The following is a 16,417-nucleotide window of genomic DNA, read 5'->3' on the forward strand; positions in this document are numbered from 1 at the left end:
GTGCCCTGAAAAAGCGCCGCGAGGGCATTTATGGGGCACTTTGGGGCATTTTTTTAGCCGTGAAGGACGCGCCACCCGCAGGCTTGAGCAGGCCGTGTTGTATTTTTTACGGGGGTGTTGTGTAAAAAAATGAACAAGGCTAAGCTCGGATCAAACCCATAACAGCAATAATACCGGGGTGCTTCATGTCTCGCCTGCCGTTAATCGGCGTCACCGACTGCTCTTTGCAGCCCGGTCTGCATGCTTATCACATCAGTGGCGACACGTCCGTCCGCAGCGTGGCCAGCAAGGCCTGCAACGTGTCAGCGATCTCCAGATCCATGGCAGATCGAGTGGCAGCGTCCGATATTCTGGACGTGTGCGAGGGCATCCTCTTCAGCGTTTCTCCTTTCAATATAGATCTCTTTCCCGATCCCGGCCTGCACCGCGTCCGTCGCCGTGCCCGTGATTCTGCACGCCCGGGATGTGCACAGGAAATGCAACGCCAGCGTAAAGGGCAGGTAAGCTCCTCTTTCATTGTCTATGCGCGGTGCCGGGCGTAAGCCGGCACTGCGCGCAAGCAAGGCCCTTTAACGCGACGCCAGGTGCGTCAAACATTGCCTGACATCTGTCAGGAGACTCAGCCCAGAGGCATTTATGAGTAACAACCTCGACCAGCTCACCGATTGGTTGAAAGACCACAAGATCACAGAAGTCGAATGCATGATCGGCGACTTGACCGGCATCACCCGGGGCAAGATCTCGCCGACCAACAAGTTCATCGCCGAAAAAGGCATGCGCCTGCCAGAGAGCGTTCTGTTGCAGACCGTGACCGGCGACTACGTCGAAGACGACATCTATTACGAACTGCTCGACCCGGCCGACATCGACATGATCTGCCGTCCCGACCAGAACGCCGTGTACCTGGTGCCGTGGGCCATCGAGCCGACCGCCCAGGTGATCCACGACACCTACGACAAGCAAGGCAACCCGATCGAGCTGTCGCCGCGCAACGTCCTCAAGAAAGTCCTGAAACTCTACGCCGACAAGGGCTGGCAGCCGATCGTGGCGCCGGAAATGGAGTTCTACCTGACCAAGCGCAGTGACGACCCCGACTATCCGCTGCAGCCGCCAGTCGGCCGTTCCGGGCGTCCGGAGATTGGTCGTCAGTCGTTTTCCATCGAAGCGGCGAACGAATTCGATCCGCTGTTCGAAGACGTCTACGACTGGTGCGAATTGCAGGAGCTGGACCTCGACACGCTGATCCACGAAGACGGCACCGCGCAGATGGAAATCAACTTCCGGCACGGCGATGCGCTGTCGCTGGCCGACCAGATTCTGGTGTTCAAACGCACCATGCGCGAGGCCGCGCTCAAGCACAACGTGGCCGCCACCTTCATGGCCAAGCCGATGACCGGCGAGCCGGGCAGTGCGATGCACCTGCACCAGAGCATCATCGACATCGAGACCGGCAAGAACGTGTTCTCCAACGAAGACGGGACCATGAGCCAGCTGTTCCTGCACCACATCGGTGGTTTGCAGAAACTGATCCCGGAATTGCTGCCGCTCTTCGCACCGAACGTCAACTCGTTCCGCCGCTTCCTGCCGGACACCTCGGCACCGGTGAACGTGGAGTGGGGCGAAGAAAACCGCACCGTGGGCCTGCGCGTTCCGGATGCCGGCCCGCAAAACCGTCGGGTGGAAAACCGTCTGCCGGGCGCCGACGCCAACCCGTACCTGGCGATTGCCGCAAGCCTGCTCTGTGGCTACATCGGCATGGTCGAAGGCATCAACCCGAGCGCGCCCGTGGTGGGCCGTGGTTACGAGCGCCGCAACCTGCGCCTGCCGCTGACCATCGAAGACGCGCTGGAGCGCATGGAAAACAGCGCGACCATCGAGAAATACCTGGGCAAGACCTTTATCACCGGCTACGTCGCGGTCAAGCGGGCCGAGCATGAAAACTTCAAGCGCGTGATCAGTTCGTGGGAGCGGGAATACCTGCTGTTCGCCGTCTGATGCGCCCGGCGCGGCGATCGAACGCCGCGCCTTCACCGATAGCAAGGAGAATTGGCATGACCAGCAACAACCCGCAAACCCGTGAGTGGCAAGCGCTCAGCAGCGATCACCACCTGGCCCCGTTCAGTGACTTCAAGCAGCTGAAAGAGAAAGGCCCGCGGATCATCACCAATGCCAAGGGCGTGTACCTCTGGGACAGTGAAGGCAACAAGATTCTCGACGGCATGGCCGGCCTGTGGTGCGTGGCGATCGGCTACGGTCGCGATGAACTGGCCGACGCCGCCGCCAAGCAGATGCGCGAACTGCCTTACTACAACCTGTTCTTTCAGACCGCCCACCCGCCGGCGCTGGAACTGGCCAAGGCCATCGCCGACGTGGCGCCGGAAGGCATGAACCACGTGTTCTTCACCGGTTCCGGCTCCGAAGGCAACGACACCATGCTGCGCATGGTTCGCCACTACTGGGCGATCAAGGGCCAGCCGAACAAGAAAGTCATCATCAGCCGCAAGAACGGCTACCACGGTTCCACCGTGGCCGGCGCAAGCCTGGGCGGCATGACTTACATGCACGAGCAGGGCGATTTGCCTATTCCGGGCATCGTCCACATCGCCCAGCCTTACTGGTTCGCCGAAGGCGGCGACATGACCCCGGATGAGTTCGGGATCTGGGCGGCCAATCAGCTGGAAGAAAAGATTCTGGAAGTCGGCGTGGACAACGTCGGTGCCTTTATTGCCGAGCCGATCCAGGGCGCCGGCGGGGTGATCATTCCGCCAGATACCTACTGGCCGCGCATCAAGGAGATCCTCGCCAAGTACGACATCCTGTTCGTGGCGGATGAAGTGATCTGCGGTTTCGGCCGTACCGGCGAGTGGTTCGGCAGCGACTTCTACGACCTCAAGCCACACATGATGACCATCGCCAAAGGCCTGACGTCCGGCTACATCCCGATGGGTGGCCTGATCGTGCGTGACGAAGTGGTGGCGGTGCTCAACGAGGGCGGTGATTTCAACCACGGCTTCACTTACTCCGGACACCCGGTGGCGGCGGCGGTGGGTCTGGAAAACATCCGGATTCTGCGCGAAGAGAAAATCATCGAACGCGCTCATGAAGAAACGGCACCGTATTTGCAGAAACGTCTGCGCGAACTGAACGACCACCCGTTGGTGGGAGAAGTGCGCGGGGTCGGTCTGCTGGGGGCCATCGAGCTGGTGCAGGACAAGGCCACTCGCAAGCGTTACGAAGGCAAGGGTGTGGGCATGATCTGCCGCCAGTTCTGCTTCGACAACGGGCTGATCATGCGTGCCGTGGGCGACACCATGATCATCGCGCCGCCGCTGGTGATCAGCAAGGCGGAGATCGACGAGCTGGTTACAAAGGCACGCAAGTGTCTGGACCTGACCCTGAGTGCGCTGCAGGGCTAAGTGCTAGGCTCAGAGCGATGGAGCTGCTGCACTGTCGCTCGGAGCTGTCACAAAGGCTGGTCTTTTCTTGAAAGACCGCCTCGGATCTTGCCAGACTAGCCGCGGTTGCAGTTGTCCGGGTTCGGCCGCTGAACAAAGTGGTTCAAAAAAGAAAAATTTGGAGCATTAACGCATGAAGGCATTAGGCAAAAAGCTCGCTGGCAAGACTCTGCTCGCCATGTCCCTGATGGGCGTGATGGCGGGTGCGGTCCAGGCGGATGACAAGGTGTTGCACGTTTACAACTGGTCCGATTACATCGCGCCGGACACGGTTGCCAATTTCGAAAAAGAGACCGGCATCAAAGTCGTCTATGACGTTTTCGACAGCAACGAAACCCTGGAAGCCAAGCTGCTGGCCGGCAAGTCCGGTTACGACATCGTGGTGCCTTCCAACAACTTCCTGGCCAAGCAGATCAAGGCCGGCGTTTATCAGGAACTGGACAAGTCCAAGCTGACGAACTGGAAGAACCTCGACGAAGACCTGCTCAAGGCCGTTGGCGATGCCAGCGACCCGGGCAACAAGCACGCGTTCCCGTACATGTGGGGTTCGATCGGCATCGGCTACAACCCGGCGAAGGTCAAGGCTGCGCTGGGCATCGACAAGATCGATTCCTGGGACGTGGTGTTCAAGCCTGAAAACATCGAGAAGCTGAAAAGCTGCGGCGTGAGCTTCCTTGACGCGCCGACCGAAATGATTCCGGCGGCTCTGCACTATCTGGGCAAACCGACCAACAGCAAAGACAAGGCTGACCTGAAAGCCGCCGAGGACCTGTTCCTCAAAGTGCGTCCTTCGGTTGCCTACTTCCACTCCTCGAAGTACATCTCCGACCTGGCCAACGGCAACATCTGCGTGGCGGTCGGTTACTCGGGTGACCTGGAGCAATCCAAGACCCGCGCCAAGGAAGCCGGTGACAAGGTCAAACTGGCCTACACCATTCCGAAAGAAGGTGCCGGTACTTTCTACGACATGGTCGCCATTCCAAAGGATGCCGAAAACGTCGAAGCTGCCTACAAGTTCATGAACTACCTGCTCGATCCGAAAGTGATGGCCGAAATCACCAACGCCGTGCGTTTCCCGAACGGCAACAAGGCGGCCACCGCCCTGGTGGACAAGGAAATCACCAGCGATCCGAGCATCTACCCTTCGGCTGAAGTGAAGAAGCAGCTCTACGCGATCAGCGATCTGGACGCGGCCACCCTGCGTCTGATCACTCGCAGCTGGACCAAGATCAAATCCGGTAAATAAGCCGGTTTGAAGCAGCCATCGCTGGCCGTCGCCTTCACCTGGGCGGTCAGCGGTGCAATTAAATGACAGAAAGTTTTGCTGGAACGGTTTTTCGAAGGTAAGTTGCGCGCCGGTTTTGTTGCCGGGCAACCGTGACTGTCATGCAGCACGGGGCAACTTGGGCCCAACTCAATTAGAGGACCTCCACTTGCCTATTTTTTCTTCTTTGCGCAATGCCCTGCTGGCCGCTGCCGGCCTGACGTTCGCTGTCGGTGCCCATGCCGCCGGTACTGTGCATATTTATAACTGGTCGGATTACATCGGCGAGACCACCCTGGCCGATTTCCAGAAAGAAACCGGGATCAAGCCGGTCTACGACGTGTTCGACTCCAACGAAACCCTGGAAGGCAAACTGCTCGCCGGGCGTACCGGTTACGACGTGGTCGTGCCGTCGAACCACTTCCTCGGCAAGCAGATCAAGGCGGGCGCGTTCCAGAAGCTCGACAAGGCGCAGCTGCCGAACTACTCCAACCTCGATCCGGTGCTGCTCAAGCGCCTGGAACAGAACGATCCGGGCAACCTGTACGCCGTCCCGTACCTGTGGGGCACCAACGGCATCGGCTACAACGTCGACAAAGTGAAAGCCGTGCTCGGCATCGACAAGATCGACTCCTGGAGCGTGCTGTTCGAGCCGGAGAATATCAAGAAGCTGCACAGCTGCGGCGTGGCATTCCTCGATTCGGCCGATGAAATGATGCCGACCATGCTCAACTACATGGGCCTGAACGCCAACAGCACCAATCCCAAGGATTACGAGAAGGCCACGGCCAAGTTGCTGGCGGTGCGTCCTTACGTGACCTACTTCCATTCTTCGAAATACATCGGCGACCTGGCCAACGGCGACATCTGCGTGGCCATCGGTTTCTCCGGCGACATCTTCCAGGCGAAGAACCGCGCCGAAGAAGCCAAGAAAGGCGTGAACATCGCCTACTCGATCCCGAAGGAGGGCGGCGCGCTGTGGTTTGACATGCTGGCGATTCCGAAGGATTCGTCCAACGTCAAAGAGGCCCACGCCTTCATCAACTATTTGCTGAAACCTGAGGTGATCGCCCAGGTCAGTGATTACGTCGGTTACGCCAACCCCAACCCGGGTTCGGACAAGCTGATGGAGCAGTCCATCCGCACCGACGAGTCGGTTTATCCACCGCAGGCCGTGCTCGACAAGACCTACGTGTCGACCGAGCTGCCGCCGAACATTCAGCGTTTGATGACCCGCAGCTGGACCAAGGTCAAGTCGGGTAAATAGCGTCAACGTACAAACTATCCTGGGTTCGTCTTGCGTGGGCGGGCTGCACTCTTTTTTACTGGGAGTTTCGTAAATGGCAGTTGCCTCCGGCGCCTATAAGAAAGCCCTCGAGGGCGACCAGACACCGAAACAGGTGTTGGTCAAAATCGACCGGGTCACGAAGAAGTTCGACGAGACGGTTGCCGTGGACGATGTGTCCCTGGAAATCAAGAAGGGCGAGATCTTCGCCCTGCTCGGCGGTTCGGGATCGGGCAAATCCACTCTGCTGCGGATGCTGGCAGGGTTCGAACGGCCCACGGAGGGGCGCATTTTCCTCGACGGCGTCGACATCACCGACATGCCGCCGTACGAGCGACCGATCAACATGATGTTCCAGTCCTACGCCCTGTTCCCGCACATGACGGTGGCGCAGAACATCGCCTTCGGCCTGCAACAGGACAAGATTCCCAAGGCCGAGATCGACGCCCGCGTGGCCGAGATGCTCAAACTGGTGCAGATGAGCCAGTACGCCAAGCGCAAGCCGCATCAGTTGTCCGGTGGCCAGCGGCAGCGTGTCGCGCTGGCGCGTTCGCTGGCCAAGCGGCCGAAGCTGCTGCTGCTCGACGAACCGATGGGCGCCCTGGACAAGAAACTGCGTTCGCAGATGCAGCTGGAACTGGTGGAAATCATCGAGCGCGTGGGGGTGACCTGCGTGATGGTGACCCACGACCAGGAAGAGGCCATGACCATGGCCGAGCGCATCGCGATCATGCACCTGGGCTGGATTGCCCAGATCGGCAGCCCGATCGACATCTACGAAACCCCGACCAGCCGTCTGGTCTGCGAATTCATCGGTAACGTGAACATCTTCGAAGGCGAAGTGATCGACGACGCCGAAGGCCACGCGACCATCACCTGCAAGGATCTCGACCGGCAGATTTACGTCGGCCACGGCATCAGCACCTCGGTGCAGGACAAGTCCGTGACCTACGCGATCCGTCCGGAAAAACTGCTGGTCACCGCCGATCAGCCGACCTGCGAGTACAACTGGTCGAGCGGCAAGGTGCATGACATCGCCTACCTCGGCGGTCATTCGGTGTTCTACGTCGAATTGCCGAGCGGCAAGCTGGTGCAGTCGTTCGTGGCCAACGCCGAACGCCGTGGCGCACGTCCGACCTGGGGCGATCAGGTCTACGTGTGGTGGGAAGACGACAGCGGCGTGGTACTTCGCTCATGAACATGCGCAAATTCAAACGCCGGCTCAATCGAATAATTCCCGGTGGCCGTCAGCTGGTCATCGGGGTTCCGTTCATCTGGCTGTTCCTGTTCTTCATGCTGCCGTTCTTCATCGTCCTGAAGATCAGCTTCGCCGAAGCGGACGTGGCCATCCCGCCGTACACCGAGATCTACACCTACGCCGAGCAGAAGCTGCAACTGCTGCTGAACCTGGGCAACTACGTGTTGCTCGGCGAAGACGAGCTGTACATCGCCGCCTACCTCGGCTCGCTGAAAATGGCGTTTTTCAGCACGCTGCTGTGCCTGTTGATCGGTTACCCGATGGCCTACGCCATCGCCAGCGCCCGCAAGGAGCTGCAGACGGTGCTGGTGCTGCTGATCATGATGCCGACCTGGACCGCGATCCTGATCCGCGTGTACGCGTGGATGGGCATCCTCAGCAACAACGGCCTGCTCAACGGTTTCCTGATGAGCATGGGTTTGATCGACGAGCCGCTGCAGATCCTCAACACCAACCTCGCGGTGTACATCGGGATCGTCTATTCGTACCTGCCGTTCATGATCCTGCCGCTGTACGCCAACCTGGTGAAGCACGACACCAGCCTGCTGGAGGCCGCGTCCGACCTGGGTTCGAGCACGTTCAACAGCTTCTGGAAAATCACCGTGCCGCTGTCCAAGAACGGCATCATCGCCGGCTGCATGCTGGTGTTCATCCCGGTGGTGGGCGAGTTCGTGATCCCGGAACTGCTCGGCGGTCCGGAGACCCTGATGATCGGTAAAGTGCTCTGGCAAGAGTTCTTCAACAACCGTGACTGGCCGGTGGCGTCCGCCCTGGCGGTGGTGATGCTGGCGATCCTGATCGTGCCGATCATCCTGTTCAACCGCAGTCAGGCCAAGGAAATGGAGGGTAAAGAATGAAGCGCTTCCGTTTCTCCAGCCTGATGCTGGTGCTCGGCTTGTTGTTCATCTACCTGCCGATGTTGATCCTGGTGATCTACTCGTTCAACGCCTCGAAACTGGTGACGGTGTGGGGCGGCTGGTCGGTGAAGTGGTACGTCGGCCTGCTCGACAACTCGCAACTGATGGGCTCGGTGGTGCGTTCGCTGGAAATCGCCTTCTACACCGCGATTGCCGCCGTGGCGCTGGGTACGCTGGCAGCCTTCGTGCTGACCCGAATCACCCGCTTCAAAGGCCGCACGCTGTTCGGCGGCCTGGTCACCGCGCCGCTGGTCATGCCTGAGGTGATTACCGGTCTGTCGCTGTTGCTGCTGTTCGTGGCGATGGCGCAGATGATCGGCTGGCCACAGGAACGGGGTATCGTCACCATCTGGATCGCCCACACTACGTTCTGTGCGGCGTATGTGGCGGTGGTGGTGTCGGCGCGCCTGCGCGAGCTGGACCTGTCGATCGAAGAAGCGGCGATGGATCTGGGCGCACGGCCGTGGAAGGTGTTCTTCCTGATCACCATCCCGATGATCGCGCCGTCGCTGGCGGCGGGCGGCATGATGTCGTTCGCCCTGTCGCTGGATGACCTGGTATTGGCAAGCTTCGTGTCCGGGCCGGGTTCGACGACCCTGCCGATGGAAGTGTTCTCGGCAGTGCGCCTGGGCGTGAAGCCGGAGATCAACGCCGTGGCCAGCCTGATTCTGCTGGCGGTATCGCTGGTGACCTTCCTGGTCTGGTTCTTCAGCCGCCGTGCCGAAGAAGCCCGCAAGAAAGCGATTCAGCTGGCCATCGAAGAAAGTGCTGCGGATTCGTGGAAGCAACCGGACGTGCGCCGGGCGCCGACGCCAGAAGCGGTTTAAGTCTGCGGACAGAAAAAACCTCGCGACCGGAAGCGGTCGCGAGGTTTTTTTACGCCTTTCAGGAAACCCAGGGCGACTGGCGAATCACCTCGACGAAATTCATCGGTTTGAACCCCGGCATTTGATCCCTTCAGCACATCGGTCTTCACATTGCCGAACGTCGTCTGCGGACGGTGACGCAGGCCATCGGCGAACGCGCAGATGATGCATTCCTTGAAGCCCTCGCCCCGAGGATGCGCATGCCCCACCGCTTTGCGCTGCACCATGGTGAACGCCGCGTAGTCCATGCCCGGCACGTCCATCTCGACGCCTGCGGTCACCAGCGCCACGGTCGGACGCAGATGCTTCGGCACCCCCGGCGTGGTGTGCAGGGCGATCGACAGCCAGACCTGCTCGATATCGTCGTCACTCAATCCGTATGGCTTGAGAAACGCCGCGGCTGCGTTGGCGCCATCGACTTCGAAGCGCTCGTCGTCGCTGCGGTGCCCTTCGACCAGACCCAGGTTGTGGAACATTGCGCCGACGTACAACAGCTCCGGATCGTAGGCCAGTTGCCGGCGCTCACCGCTCAAGGCGCCGAACAGAAACACCCGGCGCGAGTGGTGGTAGAGCAGGTCGGATTCGATGTCGCGGATGTATTCGGTGGTGGCCCGGGCGAGATTGCTGGACGGGCGAACGGTCACCACTCACTGGAACGACGCTGAGGCACTGGCGCAATTGTGCCCGTCGAGCCGGGTCGAGGCTGATCGGTTGTACGTCGAGGATGGCCAGCTCTATACCTCGGCGGGGGTGACGGCGGGGATCGATCTGTCGCTGTACCTGCTGGCGCGTGATCATGGCGCCGAGGTTGCGCTGAGCGTGGCCAAGCGGCTGGTGGTGTTCACTCAGCGCTCCGGCGGGCAGTCGCAGTTCAGCCCGTTCCTCACGCCCCACATCGAGCCGACGTCGGCAGTGGCGATGGTGCAGCTGTATGTGCTGGCCAATCTCACCGGTGACCTGACCATTGCCGACCTGGCGAAGGCGGCGAACATGAGTGCGCGGAATTTCTCTCGGGTGTTTGCCCGGGAGGCGAAAGTCACCCCGGCGGAATTCGTCGAACGGGCGCGGGTGGATGCGGCGCGGGTGATGCTCGAAAGCACCACGGCGCCGCTGAAGACCGTGGCGTATCAATGTGGATTTCGCGATGCGCAACACATGCGCAGTGTGTTCAACCGGCGGATGGGGGTGACGCCGCAGCAGTTTCGGCTGAATTTTGCGGCGATGGTTTGAGTGGCGCTTATTGCGCCGCCCGCGCCGGCAGCAGCTTCAAGGTACTGCGCGTATTCGCCGTCACCTCTTCCTCGCTGAAGTGCGCCTGCACATACATCCCGTCCACATACGCCTCTGCCTGATCGTCATAGTGGCTGTCGAACGGCACGCCGCTCTGGCCGACCGGGTTGATGGTCAGGCTGTGAGCGGGATCTGCGAAATCCACCAGCCGCCGAGTCGACGGACCGTAAGTCACCGGCCATGGCGCCGGGCCGATCTTCGCCGAGAGGTTGTTCGGCACTTCATGGGAGCCCGGCGCGGCGAACGGACCGACGTTGAAAATACGATCCAGCGGTTTCTGCTGCCCCAGCGGATGGCCATGAGTCAGGGTGTGAGCCTTGCCCCATTGCCAGCCGGAAGTGTCGTCGCCGAGGGTCGATTTCAGGTGCGCCATGCTGGCCTGCCAGGCGATGCGCACAGTGTCAGTGCGAGTCTCCTTGTCCGGCGTGCTGCGGTTGTCCCACCACGGCGAATCGGCATTTGCCGCCAGCCGGGGCAGGGCCGCATCGATCACTCGGGTCGACAGCAAGGTGTCGAAGAAATCATTGCCCAGCTCATCGCGCATGGCCGCGTCGGCGAGGTTGAACAGGAACTGGTTGAACACCGTCGCACTGACTGAATCCAGCGGATAGTCGCCTTGCCACTGGGCCAGTTGTTCGATCAGCTTCAGCTCGGCGGGATTGCCCGCCACCTCGCGCAGCACCGGCAGCAACGGCGCCAGCAGACGCGGGCCGTAACCGGTGGTGGTGCCCAGTTGCAGCTTCTGGTTGGCCTCGTTGTCCCACTTCACGTTCTTGTCGGCGAGCTGGCGGTTGAGCTGCTGACCACGGTCGGCGAGGTTGTAGTAACCGGGAATCTCCATGCCGGTCGCTGACACCGGCTGGAAGTTGGCCGAGACGATATAGCCCCGCGCCGGGTTCTCTTGCTGCGGGTTGGCGCTGAACGGGAAGTAACCGTCCTTGTCCGCCTGATTGCCGCTGCCGTCGAGAATGAAGCCAGGCTTGACCCCGGCCGGACGCTTGGGCAGCAGCGCCGAGGCCCACCAGGCGATATCGCCCTTGGCGTTGGCGTAGACGATGTTCAGTCCCGGCGCCTGCACCTTGGCCGCTGCGGCGCGAGCCTTGGCCAGGGTGTCGGCGCGGTTGAGCTGGTAGAAGCCTTCGAGGATCGGATTCGGTGTTTCGAGGAACGCCCACCACATCGCAATCGGGGTTTTCCCGGCGGCGCTGCCGAGGGCGTCGTTGACGATCGGGCCGTGGGGCGACTGGCGCAGGGTGATGGTCACCGGGGCCTGGCCTTTCACCGCGATCTGCTGCTCGGTCTTGACCAGGTCGGTCCAATGGCCGCGATACCAGACCTGATCCGGGTTGTCCGGATTGACCTTCTCGGCGATCAGATCGAGGTCATCGTTCTGGAACATGGTCAGGCTCCAGCCGAAATCCAGGTTGTGGCCGAGAAAGGCAAACGGCACCAGCGCCTGATGATGACCGTAGAGCTCGAAGCCCGGGGCCGACAGCTGCGCCTCGTACCACACCGACGGCACCGAAAAGCGAATATGCGGATCGCCTGCCAGTAAAGGCTTGGTGCTCTTGCTGCGGCTGCCGGCGATCACCCAGGCGTTGCTGCCTTCGAACTGCGGCAGGCCGTTGTCGATCAGCGCCTGTTCGCTGACGCGGGCGAGGGTGTTCAGGTCTTTCCAGTCTTCGGCGGCGAGGGCCGGTGCGGTGCCGGGGTGGCCCTTGGCGAGCACGCCCTTGGGCTGCCAGTCGAGATCGAAGACGTTGAGGTAGTCGGCGCCCAGTTGATCGCGCACGTAGGTCAGCAGCGGTTCGGTGCGAAACGCGGCGGCGAAGCTGTACGCCATGTAGCCGGCAACGCTGATGCTGTCTTCAGCGGTGAACGGCCGCTTGGGGATGCCCAGCACGTCGAACTCGACAGGGGCGGCGTGCGCGTCCTGATATTGATTGATGCCATCCAGATAGGCTTGCAGGGCCTTCCACGCCGGCGACTGCCTGTCGAGGCCGGCCACGTAACTGGCGGCACGCTCGCGGATGCGCAGGCTGCGGAACAACTTGTCGGTGTCGAGCAGTTTCGGCCCGAGCACCTCGGCCAGTTCGCCCCGGGCCAGACGGCGCATGGCTTCCATCTGAAAGAGGCGATCCTGGGCGTGCACATAACCGAGGGCGCGGTAGAGGTCGGTTTCGTTTTCGGCACGGATGTGCGGCACGCCGCGTTCGTCGTAACGCACGGTCACCGAGCCTTGCAGGTTGCGCAACTCCACCTGGCCCTGACGCGTCGGTTGCTTGCTGTAGACATACCAGCCGCCGGCGGCGAGCAGGGCAACGATGAGCAAGGCAAGAACGGTGAAAACGCGTTTCATGGTGACTCCTTGTGCATTCGGGATTGCCGCCCGTGCGGGCTGCAAACAATTAGCACACGCCTCATATGCTGCGCATCGCCGTCCTTGAAATGTCCGGAATGCCTTACTTCGTCTGCGCCGGCCACGGGCAGTAGCAACCGACTGCCAGCGTGTGCGTCGCATTGACCGGACGATCATCGCTCAACGCCTGCAGGATCGGTTCGATAAAACTGTTGCTGGAGTTGCAGGTCAGGCCTTCGCTGTACGGGCCGAAGTACGCCAGTCTGCCGCTGCGATCCCAGATCGCCACGGCGGGGCTGGCGGGAATCTGTTCGGCGCCGGGCAGCACCGCGATGGTTTTCAGATTGCGGAGTGTGGCGGGCAACTGGCCGTGGCTGCCGGCCTTCTGCACGGCGAAGAACTCCACGCCCTGGGGGCCGAACTGTTCGACCATTTCGGTCAGGTGCTGTTGATTGCCGACATTGCACGGGCAGGCCGGGTCCCAGAAATGCACCAGACGGATATTGCCGGGGCCGGCGAGGTCGTCGGGCAGGCGCAACGGGTCGCCGGAAAACACCGCGGTGTGTTCGCTGAACGCCCGCAGGTAGCGGCCCTGAAACCAGTCGTACGCGGCCCACAGCACGCCGGCGCACACGATGGCGAGCAGGCTGGCAAACAGTGCGGTGCGGTAGGGCGAGCGCATGGATTTGAGTCCTCAAGAGCGCGCTAGCTTGCCATGCTTGCCTCTACAGATGAATATCGCAGGCCGATAAAGTCCGTTTACCGCTCTGGAATTGCCCATGTCTGTTGCCTTCGATCCCGATCATCTGCGTGCGAGCCTCAAGCCTCTGGCCGAGTGGCAGCCGTTGTCCGAGGAGGCGAAGGCGTATCAGCGGTTCTACCAGACCGACTTCCCGGAGCGCGATGTCTGGCGTGGCATGGGCCGGTTCGACATCGATGGTTATCAACTGGTCAGTCATTGCTGGTGGCCGGCGGAGACGGCCAAGGCCACGCTGTTTCTGGTGCACGGTTTTTATGATCACACCGGCCTCTACCGGCATGTGATCGAGTGGGCGCTGGATCAGGGGTTTGCGGTGATTGCCTGCGATCTGCCGGGGCATGGGCTGTCCAGTGGCGAGCGGGCGAGTATCCGTGATTTCTCCGAGTATCAGGATGCGTTGCAAGGCCTGTTCGCCGAGGCGCGCTCGTTGGCGCTGCCGCAGCCGTGGCACTTGTGCGGGCAAAGCACCGGCGGGGCGATCATTGTCGATCACGTGCTCAATCATGGCGAAAACAGCCCGGCCCAGGGGCAGTTGATTCTGCTGGCGCCGTTGGTGCGTCCGCGTGCCTGGGGCTGGTCGCAGTTCAGCTATTACCTGCTCAGGCCGTTTGTCAGGGGTATCGCCCGGCGTTTCAGCGAGAACTCCAACGACCCGGATTTTCTGTCGTTCCTGCAGGCCGATCCGTTGCAGCCAAAGCGCTTGCCGACCGCGTGGGTCGGGGCGTTGTCGCGCTGGATCAACCGGGTGGAATACGCGAAGAAAAGTCCGCGCCGGCCACTGATCGTCCAGGGCCAGGCCGACATGACCGTGGACTGGCAGCACAACCTGCAAGTGATGAAGTGGAAATTCGACCGGCCGCAGATTCTGTTGCTGGCCGAGGCGCGGCATCACCTGGCCAACGAGACGGCGGAAATGCGCGAGGAGTATTTCGAGTTCTTGAGCAAGCGGATCAAGGGCCGCAACCCCTAGATCACTGGTTGAGGTTCGAGGTGCTCTGGCCGACGGCCAGCCCGGCGCGGATCGCTGCCAGCGCGGCCTGATAGTAGGCTTTGCCTTCGGTGGATTCGGCAAAGGTCGCGAACTCTTCCAGTTCCTCATCCGACAAGTCGCGGTAGACATACAGCAGCGTGTTGTTCAGGTCGGCGCCGATCTGATCCATCAGGCGCTGGCGTTGACCGTTCAACATGCCTTGGGCCTGACCGCCGCCGAGCAGGCCGGGAATCATCGAACTCAGGCTGTCCGCCGCCACGCCGGCAATCGCCAGACTGACTTCGGCGCCGGCTTCACGGGCGGGCAGGGCCTGGGCGAGGTGGCCGATGATCAGCAGGCGAGTGTCGCTGGCCGGCATCTTTGGCAGGCCCTTGGCGTTTTTCGCCAGTTGATCGCGGCGGGTCGCCAGCAGTTCGGCGGCGACGATCTTCTTGCCCAATGGTGACTGAAAGAACGACAGGGCCGGTTTCGGATCGGCGAGGTTCTTGCGCAATTGCGCTTCGGCGCGTCGATCCACGGCCTGAGGGGCGAAGCGCTGGTTGCTGTTGTTCACCAGCGCCTGAAACACCGCCGGCGGCAGGCTGTTCTGGTAACGCTGCTGCGCGGCGCTCAGGGCGTCATTGAAATGCGCGCGTTGTTCTGGCCAGCCGGCGGCCTTGTACAACTGGTCGTGGCCGTCCGCCCAGGCGGGCAAAACGCAGAACATCAACAATGAAAAAAGCAAACGGCGCATAAGGACTCCTGTCGGCAGCCGACTATTCTCCGTGCGGTGCCAGTACTTGTCGAGAATTCGTATCCAGCCGCCGCGTGGCTCTGTCGGATTTCTTGCCGCAGGCATACTATGCGCGCCATGCAAATATCCTCTGATCACCCGCTGCTGTTACGTATCGTCGACGACCTGGCCGAGCACGGCTGGTCGCAGCAGAACATTTTCCTGCCTGCGGATTTGACCCGCGCACTGGCGGCCGAGTGCCGCAAACGTGACGCCGAAGGTGAACTGGCGCCGGCGGCGGTTGGACGTGGCCCCTTTTCGGAGATCCGTGAGGGCATTCGTGGCGACCATATCCAATGGATCGACCCCGGTCAGGCGCAGGCCAGCGACCGCTACCTGAATCTGATGGACAGCCTGCGCGAAGCGCTCAACCGCGGATTGTTCCTGGGGCTGGAAGACTTCGAGTGCCATTTCGCCCTGTACCCGCCGGGTGCGTTCTACCGCAAGCATGTCGACCGTTTTCGCGACGATGACCGGCGTATGGTCTCGGCGGTGATCTACCTCAATGACGGCTGGCTGCCGGAAGATGGCGGGCAACTGCGCATGTACCTGGAGAACGATCGCGTTCATGACGTCCAGCCTACGGGCGGTTGTCTGGTGGTGTTCCTCTCCGGCGAAGTCCCCCATGAAGTGTTGCCGGCCAATCGCGAGCGGCTGTCGCTGACAGGCTGGTTCCGCCGCCGCGGCAACGAGCCGTTCTGAGATGCACAGGATTTTGGTCAGTCGCTGCCTGTTGGGCTATCGCGTGCGTTACGACGGTGGAGCCAGCGGGCCGTTCGATCTGCTGGAGCAGTGGATCAGCGAAGGCCGGGTAGTGCCGCTGTGTCCGGAAGTCGCCGGTGGTTTGCCGACGCCACGCGCGGCAGCGGAGATTCCGGGCGGGCAGGGCAGCGAGGTGCTGGACGGGCGCGCCTCGGTGATCACCACCGAGGGCGAAGATGTCAGCGCGCAGTTTCTCGACGGAGCACGGCAGGCGCTGGCGCTGGTGAAAAAGCACGGGATTCGGGTGGCGGTGCTCAAGGCCAGCAGTCCTTCCTGCGGGAATCTGTTGACCTATGACGGCACGTTCAGTGGGGTGAAGGTGAGTGGCGAGGGCGTTACCGCCGCATTGCTCAAGCGCCATGGGGTGCAGGTCTTCAGCGAACTCGAACTGCCGCAGGCTGCACAAGCCCTCAACGTGCTCGACTAGTCGCGCTCACT

Annotated in this window: 14 protein-coding genes and 2 pseudogenes; 12 read left to right on the forward strand and 4 right to left on the reverse strand. The window is 61.5% G+C overall.

Translation table 11 applies throughout. The features are described from left to right. Positions 1–185: 185 nt before the first annotated feature. From L6D81_RS08920 to L6D81_RS08955, 8 genes are all read left to right on the forward strand, one after another. Complete coding sequence (locus tag L6D81_RS08920; RefSeq protein ID WP_236178760.1) at positions 186–542, forward strand: glutamine amidotransferase; 357 nt, start codon at positions 186–188, stop codon at positions 540–542. A 94-nt stretch (positions 543–636) separates the two neighbouring features. Beyond that, positions 637–1,995 carry a glutamine synthetase family protein gene (locus tag L6D81_RS08925; RefSeq protein ID WP_007953514.1) on the forward strand — a complete coding sequence of 453 codons (1,359 nt, stop codon included), beginning with the start codon at positions 637–639 and terminating at the stop codon, positions 1,993–1,995. A 56-nt stretch (positions 1,996–2,051) separates the two neighbouring features. Next, positions 2,052–3,416 (forward strand): aspartate aminotransferase family protein, encoded by a 1,365-nt coding sequence (locus L6D81_RS08930; protein WP_236178761.1) that lies wholly within the window; start codon positions 2,052–2,054, stop codon positions 3,414–3,416. A 172-nt stretch (positions 3,417–3,588) separates the two neighbouring features. Beyond that, positions 3,589–4,701, forward strand: a complete 1,113-nt coding sequence (locus L6D81_RS08935; RefSeq protein WP_236178762.1) for a polyamine ABC transporter substrate-binding protein — start codon at positions 3,589–3,591, stop codon at positions 4,699–4,701. A gap of 187 nt (positions 4,702–4,888) precedes the next feature. Then, entirely contained in the window at positions 4,889–5,986 is a 1,098-nt protein-coding gene (locus tag L6D81_RS08940) for a polyamine ABC transporter substrate-binding protein (protein WP_276574204.1), read from the forward strand. A gap of 73 nt (positions 5,987–6,059) precedes the next feature. Beyond that, the gene (locus tag L6D81_RS08945) at positions 6,060–7,202 is read left to right on the forward strand and encodes an ABC transporter ATP-binding protein (protein WP_007953506.1); all 1,143 of its coding nucleotides are present in this window, start codon (positions 6,060–6,062) and stop codon (positions 7,200–7,202) included. A gap of 35 nt (positions 7,203–7,237) precedes the next feature. Beyond that, positions 7,238–8,119, forward strand: a complete 882-nt coding sequence (locus L6D81_RS08950) for an ABC transporter permease subunit (protein ID WP_236178982.1) — start codon at positions 7,238–7,240, stop codon at positions 8,117–8,119. Beyond that, positions 8,116–9,006 carry an ABC transporter permease subunit gene (locus L6D81_RS08955; protein WP_236178763.1) on the forward strand — a complete coding sequence of 297 codons (891 nt, stop codon included), beginning with the start codon at positions 8,116–8,118 and terminating at the stop codon, positions 9,004–9,006. The genes L6D81_RS08950 and L6D81_RS08955 overlap by 4 nt, the downstream gene beginning before the upstream one ends. Positions 9,007–9,064: 58 nt before the next feature. On the opposite strand, the pseudogene L6D81_RS08960 reads toward L6D81_RS08955, so the two are convergent. Further along, positions 9,065–9,692: pseudogene (locus L6D81_RS08960) on the reverse strand (HD domain-containing protein). Between L6D81_RS08960 and L6D81_RS08965 the strand changes: the two are divergent. Further along, positions 9,649–10,275 (forward strand): annotated as a pseudogene (locus L6D81_RS08965) (GlxA family transcriptional regulator); the annotation flags it as partial. The pseudogenes L6D81_RS08960 and L6D81_RS08965 overlap by 44 nt on opposite strands. Positions 10,276–10,282: 7 nt before the next feature. Here L6D81_RS08965 and L6D81_RS08970 read toward each other — a convergent pair. Together L6D81_RS08970 and L6D81_RS08975 are read right to left on the reverse strand one after the other, a co-directional pair. Continuing rightward, entirely contained in the window at positions 10,283–12,694 is a 2,412-nt protein-coding gene (locus L6D81_RS08970) for a penicillin acylase family protein (RefSeq protein WP_236178764.1), read from the reverse strand. A gap of 103 nt (positions 12,695–12,797) precedes the next feature. Then, entirely contained in the window at positions 12,798–13,376 is a 579-nt protein-coding gene (locus L6D81_RS08975) for a DUF6436 domain-containing protein (protein WP_236178765.1), read from the reverse strand. Between the two features lie 97 nt (positions 13,377–13,473). On the opposite strand from L6D81_RS08975, the gene bipL reads away from it, so the two are divergent. Further along, on the forward strand, positions 13,474–14,424 hold the full coding sequence (gene bipL, locus L6D81_RS08980; protein ID WP_236178766.1) for a phospholipase BipL: 951 nt from the start codon (positions 13,474–13,476) through the stop codon (positions 14,422–14,424). 1 nt (position 14,425) lies between these two features. Here the strand turns inward: bipL and L6D81_RS08985 are convergent, their stop codons facing one another. Beyond that, complete coding sequence (locus L6D81_RS08985) at positions 14,426–15,178, reverse strand: DUF2059 domain-containing protein (RefSeq protein ID WP_236178767.1); 753 nt, start codon at positions 15,176–15,178, stop codon at positions 14,426–14,428. A gap of 108 nt (positions 15,179–15,286) precedes the next feature. Here L6D81_RS08985 and L6D81_RS08990 point away from each other — a divergent pair, with 108 nt between their 5' ends. Continuing rightward, positions 15,287–15,919, forward strand: coding sequence for a 2OG-Fe(II) oxygenase (locus L6D81_RS08990; RefSeq protein ID WP_236178768.1), 633 nt, complete (start codon positions 15,287–15,289; stop codon positions 15,917–15,919). 1 nt (position 15,920) lies between these two features. Next, positions 15,921–16,406 carry a 2-thiouracil desulfurase family protein gene (locus L6D81_RS08995; RefSeq protein ID WP_236178769.1) on the forward strand — a complete coding sequence of 162 codons (486 nt, stop codon included), beginning with the start codon at positions 15,921–15,923 and terminating at the stop codon, positions 16,404–16,406. The last annotated feature ends 11 nt before the right edge of the window (positions 16,407–16,417 follow it).

Source organism: Pseudomonas sputi (assembly GCF_021603585.1).
Taxonomy (GTDB): Bacteria; Pseudomonadota; Gammaproteobacteria; order Pseudomonadales; family Pseudomonadaceae; genus Aquipseudomonas; species Aquipseudomonas sputi.

Excerpts from the sequence above, each read along its gene's own strand:
- L6D81_RS08920 (WP_236178760.1), top strand. The coding sequence starts at position 186 with ATGTCTCGCCTGCCGTTAATCGGCGTCACCGACTGCTCTTTGCAGCCC.
- L6D81_RS08925 (WP_007953514.1), top strand. The coding sequence starts at position 637 with ATGAGTAACAACCTCGACCAGCTCACCGATTGGTTGAAAGACCACAAG.
- L6D81_RS08930 (WP_236178761.1), top strand. The coding sequence starts at position 2,052 with ATGACCAGCAACAACCCGCAAACCCGTGAGTGGCAAGCGCTCAGCAGC.
- L6D81_RS08935 (WP_236178762.1), top strand. The coding sequence starts at position 3,589 with ATGAAGGCATTAGGCAAAAAGCTCGCTGGCAAGACTCTGCTCGCCATG.
- L6D81_RS08945 (WP_007953506.1), top strand. The coding sequence starts at position 6,060 with ATGGCAGTTGCCTCCGGCGCCTATAAGAAAGCCCTCGAGGGCGACCAG.
- L6D81_RS08955 (WP_236178763.1), top strand. The coding sequence starts at position 8,116 with ATGAAGCGCTTCCGTTTCTCCAGCCTGATGCTGGTGCTCGGCTTGTTG.
- L6D81_RS08970 (WP_236178764.1), bottom strand. The coding sequence starts at position 12,694 with ATGAAACGCGTTTTCACCGTTCTTGCCTTGCTCATCGTTGCCCTGCTC.
- L6D81_RS08975 (WP_236178765.1), bottom strand. The coding sequence starts at position 13,376 with ATGCGCTCGCCCTACCGCACCGCACTGTTTGCCAGCCTGCTCGCCATC.
- bipL (WP_236178766.1), top strand. The coding sequence starts at position 13,474 with ATGTCTGTTGCCTTCGATCCCGATCATCTGCGTGCGAGCCTCAAGCCT.
- L6D81_RS08985 (WP_236178767.1), bottom strand. The coding sequence starts at position 15,178 with ATGCGCCGTTTGCTTTTTTCATTGTTGATGTTCTGCGTTTTGCCCGCC.
- L6D81_RS08990 (WP_236178768.1), top strand. The coding sequence starts at position 15,287 with ATGCGCGCCATGCAAATATCCTCTGATCACCCGCTGCTGTTACGTATC.
- L6D81_RS08995 (WP_236178769.1), top strand. The coding sequence starts at position 15,921 with ATGCACAGGATTTTGGTCAGTCGCTGCCTGTTGGGCTATCGCGTGCGT.